This is a genomic window from Erysipelotrichaceae bacterium 66202529, assembly GCA_017161075.1.
GTDB lineage: Bacteria > Bacillota_I > Bacilli_A > Erysipelotrichales > Erysipelotrichaceae > Clostridium_AQ.
This window is the reverse complement of sequence record CP046174.1, coordinates 1,587,860-1,601,658: the sequence shown is the minus strand read 5'-3', so window position 1 is coordinate 1,601,658 and position 13,799 is coordinate 1,587,860. Positions and strand designations below refer to the sequence as shown.

Genomic DNA, 13,799 nt, shown 5'->3' with positions numbered 1-13,799 from the left:
AAAGATCGACTTCTTTTTCGCTTGGAAAGTCTCAGCCACCTTTGGATGCCTTCGCACCTCCGGCTGCTTCGGTATTCCAAAACTGAACAGGAAATGTTCCTTAACCATTTTACTTCTTTTGTACTTTCTCCTTAGAAAGGAGGTGATCCATCCCCACGTTCCCGTAGGGATACCTTGTTACGACTTAACCCCAGTCATCGGTCCTACCTTCGACGGCTCACTCCTTACGGTTATGCCACCGGCTTCGGGTATTACTGACTCCCATGGTTTGACGGGCGGTGTGTACAAGGCCCGAGAACGTATTCACCGCAGCATGCTGATCTGCGATTACTAGCGATTCCGACTTCATGAAGTCGAGTTGCAGACTTCAATCCGAACTGAGACGGCCTTTATGAGATTCGCTCCTTGTCACCAAGTCGCTGCTCTTTGTGGTCGCCATTGTAGTACGTGTGTAGCCCAGGCCATAAGGGGCATGATGATTTGACGTCATCCCCACCTTCCTCCGGTTTGTCACCGGCAGTCTCGCATGAGTCCCCAACTTGATGCTGGTAACATGCGACAAGGGTTGCGCTCGTTGCGGGACTTAACCCAACATCTCACGACACGAGCTGACGACAACCATGCACCACCTGTGTGATCCATATTTATCTCTCTATCTCTAGAGCCTTTGCATCCATGTCAAGGCCTGGTAAGGTTCTTCGCGTTGCTTCGAATTAAACCACATACTCCACCGCTTGTGCGGGCCCCCGTCAATTCCTTTGAGTTTCACACTTGCGTGCATACTCCCCAGGCGGAGAACTTATTGCGTTAACTGCAGCACTGAATTCCTCCAACACTTAGTTCTCATCGTTTACGGCGTGGACTACTAGGGTATCTAATCCTATTTGCTCCCCACGCTTTCGTGCCTCAGTGTCAGTTACAGACCAGGCGACCGCCTTCGCCACTGGTGTTCCTCCATATATCTACGCATTTTACCGCTACACATGGAATTCCATCGCCCTCTTCTGCACTCTAGCCTACCAGTTTCCATAGCTTACAATGGTTGAGCCATTGCCTTTTACTACAGACTTAGTACGCCACCTACGCACCCTTTACGCCCAATGATTCCGGATAACGCTTGCCACCTACGTATTACCGCGGCTGCTGGCACGTAGTTAGCCGTGGCTTTCTGGTAAGCTACCGTCACTCCCATAGCATTTCCTCTATGAGCCGTTCTTCACTTACAACAGAGCTTTACGATCCGAAGACCTTCTTCACTCACGCGGCATTGCTCGTTCAGGGTTCCCCCCATTGACGAAAATTCCCTACTGCTGCCTCCCGTAGGAGTTTGGGCCGTGTCTCAGTCCCAATGTGGCCGTTTACCCTCTCAGGCCGGCTACGCATCATCGCCTTGGTGGGCCGTTACCTCACCAACTAGCTAATGCGCCGCAGGTCCATCCATGTTCACACCTTGAGGGGTGCTTTAATATACAGAGCATGCGCTCCGTATACCTATCCGGTTTTAGCTACCGTTTCCAGCAGTTATCCCAGACACATGGGCAGGTTACCTACGTGTTACTCACCCGTTCGCCACTAAGTCTCTTTGGAAGCAAGCTCCCTAGAGACTTCGTTCGACTTGCATGTATTAGGCATGCCGCCAGCGTTCATCCTGAGCCAGGATCAAACTCTCCATTTGATTTAGCTCTAACGCATGACTTGCGTTTGAATTTCATTTTAGTTATCGTTATTCCGAGAATATTGTTTTCTCAAATAATTGACGTTTCCTGTTCAGTTTTCAAAGACCGAAATTTCTATTTCGTGCGCCGCTGTTTCTCATCAGCGCTCGTATATAATACAACGAATCATTCTTTGTGTCAACGTTTTATTTCACTTTTTTTGATTTTTTTCTTCCTTTTCTGTTCGTAAACGGTTACAGCATTTGTTTATGCCTAATTCTCCTTATTATAGAATATTTCCCTGTAATGTTTACAATATAAAAGCATTAAGAATAACGGCTGCAGATGGATGCGGTACTACTCAGAAACTAGCAGCACTTGCAGCTGTAAAAAGGAAAAAAGTTTCATAGAAGCTCTCCTGCTTCTTTTCATCACGAGTATTCGTTTCGTTTCAAACAAGCGCATACCAAAAAACGGACAACATTCATACAAGCACAGATACAAAAAAACTGTCCTCTCGCTGATGATAATCATCTGCTGTGACAGTCTTCCTATATATAATGTTTCTATGCTTCCTCACGTACCTTGCCGCATATTGGATAATTTGCACAGCTTGGATTGCATGCCTGCTGTGCAGTGAGTCGCAGCTTAGCCGGAACAAGTGCCGTAATTTCATCATCGTCGTATCCGACAACGAAGCTTTTCTCATTGATCATAATTGGACGCTTCAAAATAGATGGATTCTTTTGTATGATATCCACCAGCTCCTTGATAGAGATATCATCCAGATCTCTATGCAGCTCCTGAAACGCCTTGGAACGCGTGGATATAATGTCCTCCGTACCGTTTTCTGTTCTCTGCAGAAGATATTTTATTTCATCCTCCTTCAGCAGTGTCGTAAAAATATTCTTTTCAATGTATTGCATCTCATTGTCTTTTAACCATTGCTTTGCTTTTCTACAGCTTGCACATCCGGGTGAAGTATATAGTATAATCATCTTCTCTGCCTCCTTCACATATACCTATTATAATTCATTGTATTTTAATAGGAAAGCAATTTTTGCATATTTTGTGTTTTTCCTTGTTTTTCAGAATCGATAATAGTATGATAGTATTGAAATCAAAATGCATAGATAAGGATTAGTAATTTTAAGGATACCTTCTATAGAGAACTGATGGTTGGTGCAAATCAGGGAAGACCTTAACAATGAATTGGGGCCTTGGAGCATGTTCCTGTAAGGAACCGGCAAGCCACCGTTACTGGCAAGTGATTCTATACTATACAGATATGGAATAAGTTGGGTGGTACCACGCTGTAAGCGTCCCTACATGGTACTTTTTTTATTATATGGAGGTGTTTTTATGAAACGAATGCTGAGCGGCATTAAACCAACCGGACGTCTGACTCTGGGAAACTATATCGGAGCTATACGGAATTTCGTAGCTTATCAGGATGATTATGAAATGTATGTCTTTATAGCGAACATGCATGCAATCACAGTCCCACAGGAGCGCGCAGAGCTGAAGAAAAATACAAAGGATTTGATTGCGCTGTATCTGGCTGCCGGTTTGGATCCGGAAAAGGTTACGATTTTCTTACAGAGTGATGTGCATGAGCATGCTGAGCTGGGATGGATCATGACCTGCAATTCCTATATGGGAGAGCTGCAGCGTATGACACAATATAAGGATAAGACGGCAAAGGGAGAAACCGGTATTACAGCAGGGCTGTTTACATACCCGTCCCTGATGGCTGCGGATATCCTGTTATATGATGCAGATTATGTTCCAGTCGGTCTGGATCAGAAGCAGCATGTGGAGCTGACAAGAAATCTGGCAGAGCGCTTCAACAACCGTTATGGCGATACATTTGTCGTTCCGGAACCGCTTGTAAGCAAGGTGGGAGCGAAAATCTATTCGCTGCAGGATCCGACAAAGAAAATGTCCAAATCTGAGGAAAATCCAAAGGGTACCATTGATTTGCTGGATGAACCATCAGTTGCACGTAAAAAAATCATGTCTGCAGTTACCGATTCCATCGGTATTATACAATATGATCCGGAAAACCAGCCGGGTGTTTCCAATTTACTTACTATTCTGTCCTCATTAAATGGAGAGAGCATTGAAGACATTGTTGCGCGATATGAAGGCAAGGGCTACGGTGATCTCAAAAAAGAAGTTGGTGCAGCAGTCTTTGATTTCCTGAGTGATTTACAGGCGAAGTACAAGGATATCCTGTCCAGCGGTCAGGTGGAGAAGGTTATTACAGAGGGTAATGAAAAGGCCAGACGTTCCGCTCGCAAGAAACTGATGAAGGTAAAAAAGAAGATTGGCTTTCAACTGTTCTAAAGCGAATTTAAAAGCATACGGGAAGCATGATAAGCAAACGTGCAATTTATCATGCTTTTTTTGTTCTGTACAGAATATGCATACTGCAATATTCATGCGGTATACGCAACTGTCGTTTCCCTGCCCATGTATTTATGCTATGATACTGGTATACGGAGGTGATGAAATGCAGCACTTATTCTTACGCGATATCTTCATTGACTGGAAAAAGGTCACAGATTACACACAGGGCATTGCGGCACTGCATTCCTTTGATACATTGAAATTTCACAAGCAAATAACCTTTCTCACAGGAGAAAACGGCTATGGTAAGTCAACGCTTCTGGAAGCAATCGCCGTAGCTTATGGCTTTAATCCCGAGGGAGGCACAAAAAATTATCGGTTTTATACCAGAGATACGCATTCCTCACTTTACGAGGGCATTCATATGAGCCGCGGCCCATATCAGCCTTCCTGCTCCTATTTCCTGCGGGCGGAGAGCTTTTATAATGTAGCGACCAAGGCCGAGGATTATGAATCCACATATCAGGGAAGAGCTTTGCATTCCTGTTCTCATGGTGAAAGCTTTTTATCCTTTATGCAGAGCTTTCGGGATGTTGGCTTCTTCCTTTTGGATGAGCCGGAGGCAGCTTTGTCTGTGCAGCGGCAGCTGGCCCTGCTGATTCAGCTCACGACAATGGCCACAGAGGGCTCCCAGTTTCTGATTGCAACGCATTCTCCGATTCTGCTCGGTGTTCCCGATGCTCAGATTTTAAGCTTTGATGATGGCAGGGTAGAAGAAATCACCTATGAACAGACTGCATCCTATCAGATAACCGAGATGTTTATCAATAACCGTGACTATATGCTGGATAAGCTGTTACGGGAAGATGATATATAAGCGCTTATCAAACATTCATTACCATCACACCGGGAAGATTCCTATAATAATACGACGCCGGGCTAACAGCTGCAATAGCAAAAGCATCATCATGCGAAAGGTTCATAATGAGGAAATGAAGTACGCAAATGCCTCAAGATTATCTGGGGATTCTTATTATTTAAAGGGTACATTTCATCTTCGGTTAAAAAGTTTTTGGCAACAGAAACATACTACGCATTATTTCCTCTCTATTGTAATGTTTGTATTTCTTGAAACCTTTCTGTTGCCTTCTTTTTGAACTATTAAATATTCCTTAATAGTTTAAGCTGATTCAAGCTCATTATCATGTGCTAATTGATTGCATTTTCTCTCTCAACCGAATAGCAGTACAAATCGGCAAATGCTTTTACTCAACATGTAGAGGATGGACTGCCACGCCAAATGTGTCTTCCTTCTTCTGTTATGATGTAATGTAATTCTTAGACCGGAGCAAAAAGAAAACTCAACCTACAGTCTTTCAAGTTGAGTATCTTTGAAGATATTGGGCTTGATTATTTAGCATATCTTCTCTTATATAGATAAATATATTGAATTTAATTTCTACATATACTGTTGTCTAAACTATCCAGCTTATTCTCAATCTGCTTTGCGTATTTATAAAATGTTGATCTTTTCATCTGCAATTCATCACAATAATCAGATAGTTTCTGTTTTTTGCTTAGACAGGCTTTGATACGTATTTCAAAATCTTTCGGTAAGGCAGTTTTTGGTCTGCCGTATGAACCCACACCTTCAGATTTTCTCTGTAAGGCTTTTTCAATTCCTTTTTTCTGACTCGCTTTTAACTTTTGTCGATTCAGTTCTAAGAGATAATCATAGAAACAAAGTAATAATGAAGCATCCGCTTTTAAGCCATTACAGGCTATCATCATCCTTTCTTCAGCTAATAGTTCCAAGCTGTTTCTGACTTCTGTTAAATCATTCCCCAAGCATATAAAGGAATCTATCTCTACTTTTTCACTCACTTCAGCTCTCCTTTGATCATTCGTCTTATCATGTGATAAGAATTCGCCAAAATTCCGGTATCAAATTTATAAAACAAATCATTAGAGTAAACATGCAGGAAGATAGATGCTATTTAACTACCATCCTGCTTGGGTAAAACTTTTTCTTAATCTTTCGTTACAATAAAATTCATTGTTTCAGTTCCTGCATCTTTTACGACTGTTGTACCATTTATTTCTACTTTCGTTTTTATCGTATAAGTAATACGATAAGTCCCTGCTTCCAATCCCTCCTTTAATTTATAAGTCTGCTTATTTGTTTTCCAGCTCAGTACTTTATCAAGACTTCCTGTGAAAACATCGGATAAGTTTAAATCCTCGTATTTCTTTGTTTCAGGATTCTTCCTAGATACAACCTGTTCTACTGTCACTTCGCTTGTATCTGCACCACCTTGAGCCACCTTAGTGATTAAAGCATTGATTGTTCTATCTGCATCATCTGTCTTGAATATAGGTTCATCAGGCGATAGCATTTCTACAGCGATGGAATAGCGGTAATCCTTTAATTTAAAGTTATATTGTACATTCGATACTGATGTCGTAGTTGTATCTCCCGGATAGTTTGCCAATGCACCACTGACAAGTTCAATATCAAAACGATAGTTACCAGATGGCACATTACTAAGGTTATCCATAGATACATAAATATTTGATGTAGCCTCTGTCATTTGATCCGCAAGTACGACTGTTAAACTATCTCCTGATGTACTGTAACGCACACCATTGCTGATGATTTTCCATGTCTGCGGTATGTCAATATATCGATTCAAATCCTTGTTAAATAGTTTCACTTTCACACCCATCTGGCGTCCATCTCCAGTTGTATCAATACCTACATTTGCATTTTGAACTGCAGTTTTTAAATCAATCTGGAACGTCGTATTCATTGGATAATCCGGTGTAATAGAGACTGTTCCAGAAGCTTTCTCACTGCTTAAGGAATATTCTTTCTTATCACCATTAACCGCAAATACTGTTGACATCGTTGCGTTGTATACAGAACTACCAGAACTATTTACAGCATCAAGCGTTGCAGTAATAGAATTTACTGTAAAGGATGCTGCACGTGCAAAATCTATGACAAAGATAAAATTTTCCTTCTGTCCTTTCTCTGTTACAGGTTGATACTTCGTATTCGATGTTTCATTTTTGATGAAATCGCTAAGATTGATCTTTGATTTACCGCCATTAGGAACTGTGTATTCATAATATTCATCATGTGTTCCTTTTTTATCTACCATCAGAATCGTTGTTCCTTCCGGAAGTGCTGTTGAGAAAGATAATGTATGATCAGCTGGTATATCTTTTAATTGCCCCTGCTGTGCATATTGTAAAGTTACAGAACTCTCTTTTGATATTGTGATACCTACTTGAGGGCTTGCTGAATTATAGGTATATGTTTGTCCAGCTCGATCATATTTCTTGCCAGATTGTAATGCAACATCTGTATACTGTCCGTGCTGTTCTCGCTTTATATCTAATATCACATTCATTTTACCGGTTTCAATTTCTGAACCATCCGGCTGTAGTTTGATCATATCTATGGTAAATGTTACTTGCAGGGGTGCTGATGAATCCGTTTTGCTGATACCATCAAGATTAGAAAGATCTACCTGTATAATCGGCTTGGCAGTTCCACCATTGATAGAACGCATCTCACCTTTATTTGTTTCATCAACAATGATTTGGTTTCCTGCTCCATCGCTGCTTCCGACTACATAGCCAACTTTTCTCTGTTCTAACCAGCCGCTTTGTCCTGTTCCAATCGATAATCCTAATGTTGTATTGACATTATCATTATCTTTTAACTGTCCTTCTTCTTTAATTGTGAACTTCTCTGTAGAGCCATTTTGTGTCTTAATCTGTAAGGATGAAGTATCCAGACGATAAATGGAACCATCGGCAGAATCCCCTTCAAGCTGGGCTGTTTTTCCTCCAGTAGGCTTATCTGACATGGTCAGAGTTTCCTGTCTATTGAGTACCGCATTTGCAACTTTCCAGTTTCTCCATACTGTTCCTTCTTTATCATGAGTTGGTGTTATTTTTTCATGATATGTAATGCCTTGATCTGTATCTGTAGCATTGGCATAATAGAATCCGCTGTCATCATCTGAACCCATACCACCTAGAATATAGATACCTTTTTCAAGATTATTACCATCTTTATCATAACGTCCTAATAAGGTAAAGCCTTTGACATCACCATAGCCCGGACGAGATACGTCCTCATTGGTACGCAATTCCAGTGCTTCTCCCTGCTGCATATAGATCGTATTGTTAATTCCTAATGCATTGGATGCTGTAGTTACATTACCAGCAGCATCTTGACTCTCAATACCTAATAATAGGTTCGCAGGTGTTTGCAGTTTGACTTCACTTCCATCTTTTAATATCAGATTTCCAATCCTATTCAATGAATATTGAGAAGTCGCAATCAAGTTTGCACTATCTGTAGTTCCGCTAATCTCTATCTTACTTTTTTCAATCGTTAGCGTATCTGCCCGCTGAATAGACAAGAGTGCTGCGTCATAATTTTTAAGAATAAAAGTACGATTTCCTGATACGACACATTTGTTTCCATCTCCAAACAAACTTTCTCCAACTTTGAATGTTGTGTAAGTATATGCATCTACATTCACTTCTGCATCGCCCAATACATATGGGTTAGAAGCATCAAAGGAAGTTCCCGAAGCTGCTTTATTCCCACCTCCAAAGATTGACTGCATAATCGTGATTTCTTTGCTTGTTGGAGTGATACCTACTGTATTTCCATCTGCTGCAAATTTACCTACATGCACTTTGGTATTCCCTGACACGATTGCACTATCCGAACCACCGAAGACATTTCCTGTATCTTTATTTGAAGCAGTTCCTATTGTTCCACTGATAATATCTACATGTGTATCTCCTCCAACCGTACCTTGGCTTCCTCCACCAAAGACATTGCCACTGATAGATGCATCTGCAATAACGATATAGACATCTTTCTTAACATTCGATGTAGCACCGAAACCAGCACCGTAGACACTTTCAGAAATCTTACTACCTTGTATCTCGATCAACGTTGAATCCTCGATACTACCTTCTTCAGAACCACCATAGACATTTTTCGCAGTAGCAGTAGCACTCATATTGATTTTTGTATTGAATACCTGTGTATTGACACCTTTTCCACCACCAAATACATTTCCTGTTACTATTCCATTTATGGTTAGGTTTGAAACTCCTTTTACGGTTCCTCTTTGATTACTACCTCCGTAAATATTTCCCTGTACAGTTGCATTTTTTTCTAATGTAATATAGCTATCACTTTCTGGAGCATTTCCAATCCCTGCATTCTGTTTATCTTCGATACCTACCTGATTTCCTGCTCCATAGACATTTTCATTAACGACAGAGCCTTCCTTCAATGTGATATGAGATGATGTAAAAGTTCTTCCTTCATCTCCTCCACCATAAAGATTGGTTATCTTAGCACCATTATTAACGATAATAACAGGAGTATATGTTTTCGTACCATTACCAAGACCACCACCGTACACTGTTCCTACTGTACCGTTGATCGTTAGATCAACATCTTCTACATCACCTGAATTATTAGAACCACCATAAAGACTTGTGACCTTCATAGATGGATTGATAACTACATTACTCTTTCCGGTGATACCAGCCTGATCTCCTCCTGCAAAGACCTTATCAATCGTCCCTGTATCAGTGCCATTATTTGTATTACCAACTGTAATGCTTGCATTTGAAGTTTGACCAAGATTTCCACCGCCATAGACATTCTCTATTGTCGTATAGCCATCAATCTTGATCACAGGACTTTCCGTTACTGTAGATTGACCATATCCACCACCATAGACATTGGTTACTTTAGGAATTGATCCTTCAGAACCGTCTACCTGTATCTGTGGATTTTTCACAGTTCCATTATTATTGGAACCACCATACATATTTTGAATAGTAGCTGTAGAAATTACCTGAATCTTAACTGTTCCATCAACACCGGCTTCATTTCCGCCGGCAAAAGCATTTTTTATATTTGAATCCGAACTAATGAGTACATTTGTATTGGCAACAAGGCCTTTATTACCTCCACCGTAAGCATTATCAACAGTAGCATTTTGAGTAGTTATAGAAGGAGACTCTGTAGTTGTATCTGCTCCATATCCTCCGCCATAGACATTACCAGCATACCCTTTGATATTGATAACTGGAGCTTTTACAAGACCGGAAGAATTTGCGCCACCATACACATTACTGATTTTATTTGCATTATCAGAAGTAACTGTTATCGTTGATACTCCAGTAACATCAGCCTGTGTCTTATCAGTAGCATTTCCACCACCAAACACATTATCGGCTTTGCCCGCTAGATTTAATATAGGAGAACTAACACTACCTGATGAATTACATCCGGCATAAATATTCCCGGCACTTGACCCAGCCAAAGAAGTGATCTTAACATCGCCAGTGATACTTGCTTGATCAGATCCACCAAAAGCATTCTTTACATATCCACCATTCAAATTAACAGTGGAATTTGTAACAGTACCTTTTTCTGAACCACCGAATGCATTTCCAGCAATATTTGCACCACTTTCAACATTTAATGTTGCATTTGTAACAGTAGTATTTTCTCCCTTACCTCCTGCATAAACACTATTAGCCACGCTACCTGAAATATTAACTGTTGATGTTGTTGTAGTTCCAGATGCATTTGAACCACCATAAATGTTGCCAGTAATTGTTGGTGTATTCTTTAATGAGACAATACTAGTATTAACACCAACATTATTACCTCCACCAAAAATATTCCCACTATTTTCTTCTGTTCCAATTACTCCTCCTAATATATTAAGCGTAGAAGCAGTTGTTGTTCCCTCATCTCCACCACCATAAACATTTTCTTTAATAACAGCATTATCACCTATATTAATATTACTTTGTGAAACCGAAGTAAGGCTTCCTTTCCCTGAACCATATACATTCTTTGCTGTTCCATAAAAGTAAACAAATGCCGTGCTATTGATATTTGATCTGTTATTACCACCACCATAAACATTATTATCAATTATCGTATTTTCATCAATATTTATTGTAGCATTCCCATAAATATTACTTGATATAGTACTTCCTTTATTATTTTTACCACCTAAACCACCACCATAAACACTACCATGTATGTTAGAATTTCTTATCGTTAATGTTGAACTTCCATTTACTGCTCCATATTTTCCTCCTAAATAAACATCATTATTAACTTCAGCATTCTCAATTAAAAGATTTACACCAGATTTAACAGTTGGTCCGCTACCTTCAGCCCAATCATTTAGACCTCCACCATAAATTGCACCAAAAGTTCCACCATGAATAGAAATATTGATTTTTTCTTGTACAGGATACCTATTGGATGTTGAATTACCGTCATATATGCCTCCACAAAATTCTCCTAGTTTCGTAGTCCCATAAGGATCATAAACTTCTATATTAACGTTTTTCACATAACCTGTTCCTGCGTGAGAAGCACCATAAACACTGTGACCTCCTCCATATATTTTGATATGTGTATCGCCAGTGACCTGACCGTATCGATTACCACCAAAAATACTAAAGCCACCACCATATGCAATTATATTCGTACTACCGGTTAATACACCACCTGTATGTATACCTCCATAAACAGCACCACCTCCGCCATATAACAATATATTTGTATTCCCACTTGAACTTGTATTATAACCTGCACCATTAATGTAACGATATGATCCACTGAATATTCGAATGTCCGAATGTCCATTTTTACCACTTGTTCTACTACCACCAAAAACCTGTAATGTTCCAGAAGTATTAACGATGTGATCTCCCATTATCAATGTATGAAAATCTGCATATATTCCCTCTGGTCTTTCAGCATTTCCGCTCCAGAATGTTGGTGCACCAATTTTTATATTCTCAAATTTTGTATCATCTCCTAAAGTAATCATAACATTAGTATTATCCATATACAGAATTGGAGATGTGGTCTGATCATAGGAATTAGCAGTAATTGTTACTTTTTTTGCTGGTAAAGTAACTGTTGAAGTAAACCTATAAGAGCCTAGCAGTACAATTTTATTAGTGTTGATTGTGCCATCAGACGGCAGTTTCCCATATGCTTCATTAAGGGTTTTCACAGCAGTATCTGGCGTCATACCATCTCCACTTGCTGATATATTGGGATTAAAATAAATGACTGTTCCATTACTCCACTGTGCAGTAAAAATTATATTGCCATGATCTGCACCATTTAATGATAGAGATAAAACATCTGAAGTCTGTATAATATCATCTGTGTTTACTATTGTTCCATTATTCTTCGTGACCACTATATTATTCAAGGTTACTTTCCATCCTATAAATACTTGATTGTTAGGTGGTGTCAATGTACTTTCTTCTGGTTTATAAGGTGTAGATATACTAATGCTTGTATTAACCGGAGCTTCTCCAACTCCACCATTTGCATCATATGTTATCGTTATTGGCTTTTCTGCATCAATTCCAGTTACTTCATTTGTAGTAAAGGTTGTAGGAGTTGCAGCAGTTCTTGCTTTACTTTGCTTTGACACAGATAATATTGCTCTGAACATAGAAGTATGATCATTTTCATTTGATTCTCTAATGAGTGTAGATTTTGTTTCTCCTTCTATATCTTTCCAATCACTATCTAAGGTCTTGATCTGCCACTGATAGGACATGACATATCCCTGTATATCAGCAATTTCAGTATCAGTTATCTTATTGAAGATAGAATAGGTCGTTTTTTTATCTTTCACCGATTGCCTGATTTCAGGCTCAAGTGTTGCTTTCGTTTCCCATCGTGAAGTCAGAGAAAGAGTATCAACTGTTTCATCAATTGCCATCTGATCATCTACGTTGATTTCTTTTCCCTGATATGTCCATCCGGTAAATATTGATTCATGAAGTGCATCATCCATGCTTGGATTCGTAAGTCCTATTTCTGGTTGTTCAGGCACAAAGATAGATCCTTTAAAAACCGGAAGATTTCTTGTCAAAACATTATCTAGCTTTGCTGTAACGAATCTATCTGCTTTCTGATACTCTGCCTCATTCATAGCATTAACAAATGATGCGTTATTATCTTCACATTGATAACCACCATGAACAGTAGCGTAGAATACATGTGTTCCCATCTGCTGTTCTGTAATCGTTTTAATCTCTATGACAGTTTCCGTCTTAATTGATGTAGGTTCCTTAATATCAGCTTCATTATCATCAACTGGAGTAGTATTATTTGACATCGGATCATTTGATTCACTATTCACAGGTTCCTGCTTTTCAGTTTGCTCCTCCTCAGTTGAAGGTACTTCTTTTTCAACTGCTACAGTAATATCTGCTGTTTTAAAATGATTTATAATTTTCATGAAATGAGGTGCATTCTTTTCATCGCTGCCATAGAATGCTCCATCTCCAATATGTACAACTGTTGCCGGTATTTCTAAAGCATCATTCAATCCCTTACAATTATAAAAAAGATAATCCCCTATAGATGTGATGCCATCTTCTATAACAATTTCGCTGATTTGATTGCGATACTCTTTTAATGGAGTTGTATCAGCAGTAAAATCCTTGATTTCCCCCTCACCGCTTAAAGTTAGTGTTCCATCCTTTGTCAGTATTGCTTTTACATTATCATTGTTAACACCTACTGGTATCGTAGCGATAATTTCTTCATCATGAAAAGCATATACATGTTCATCATCATTTAACAGTAATCCAATCAAACTTCCCACAAGGAAAAGGGAAGCAATAAGAAGCTTTAAGTTTTTGTTATGATTATTCTTTTTATTCATATTCTGTCCTCCC

At 39.5% G+C, this 13,799-nt stretch carries 5 protein-coding genes, 1 rRNA gene and 1 other annotated feature; of the genes, 2 read left to right on the top strand and 4 right to left on the bottom strand.

The features are described 5' to 3' along the window. Positions 1 to 133 precede the first annotated feature (133 nt). Positions 134 to 1,675: ribosomal RNA gene (locus tag GKZ87_07545) — 16S ribosomal RNA — on the bottom strand. Positions 1,676 to 2,221: 546 nt separating this feature from the next. Next, entirely contained in the window at positions 2,222 to 2,653 is a 432-nt protein-coding gene (locus GKZ87_07540; GenBank protein QSI25349.1) for a Spx/MgsR family RNA polymerase-binding regulatory protein, read from the bottom strand. Between the two features lie 123 nt (positions 2,654 to 2,776). Continuing rightward, positions 2,777 to 2,985 (top strand) — a binding site (T-box leader). Positions 2,986 to 3,017: 32 nt separating this feature from the next. On the opposite strand from GKZ87_07540, the gene trpS reads away from it, so the two are divergent. Together trpS and GKZ87_07530 are read left to right on the top strand one after the other, a co-directional pair. After that, a complete protein-coding gene (trpS, locus tag GKZ87_07535; protein QSI25348.1) occupies positions 3,018 to 4,004 on the top strand; it encodes a tryptophan--tRNA ligase in 987 nt (328 codons plus the stop codon). Positions 4,005 to 4,170: 166 nt separating this feature from the next. Beyond that, complete coding sequence (locus GKZ87_07530; GenBank protein ID QSI25347.1) at positions 4,171 to 4,884, top strand: AAA family ATPase; 714 nt, start codon at positions 4,171 to 4,173, stop codon at positions 4,882 to 4,884. Positions 4,885 to 5,459: 575 nt separating this feature from the next. On the opposite strand, the gene GKZ87_07525 is transcribed toward GKZ87_07530, so the two are convergent. Further along, on the bottom strand, positions 5,460 to 5,891 hold the full coding sequence (locus GKZ87_07525) for a recombinase family protein (protein ID QSI25346.1): 432 nt from the start codon (positions 5,889 to 5,891) through the stop codon (positions 5,460 to 5,462). A gap of 146 nt (positions 5,892 to 6,037) precedes the next feature. Then, complete coding sequence (locus GKZ87_07520; GenBank protein QSI25345.1) at positions 6,038 to 13,786, bottom strand: leucine-rich repeat protein; 7,749 nt, start codon at positions 13,784 to 13,786, stop codon at positions 6,038 to 6,040. Positions 13,787 to 13,799 lie beyond the last annotated feature (13 nt).

Bases quoted from the DNA above. Each gene is read 5' to 3' on its own strand.
- GKZ87_07540 (QSI25349.1), bottom strand. From the start codon at position 2,653: ATGATTATACTATATACTTCACCCGGATGTGCAAGCTGTAGAAAAGCA.
- trpS (QSI25348.1), top strand. From the start codon at position 3,018: ATGAAACGAATGCTGAGCGGCATTAAACCAACCGGACGTCTGACTCTG.
- GKZ87_07520 (QSI25345.1), bottom strand. From the start codon at position 13,786: ATGAATAAAAAGAATAATCATAACAAAAACTTAAAGCTTCTTATTGCT.
- GKZ87_07530 (QSI25347.1), top strand. From the start codon at position 4,171: ATGCAGCACTTATTCTTACGCGATATCTTCATTGACTGGAAAAAGGTC.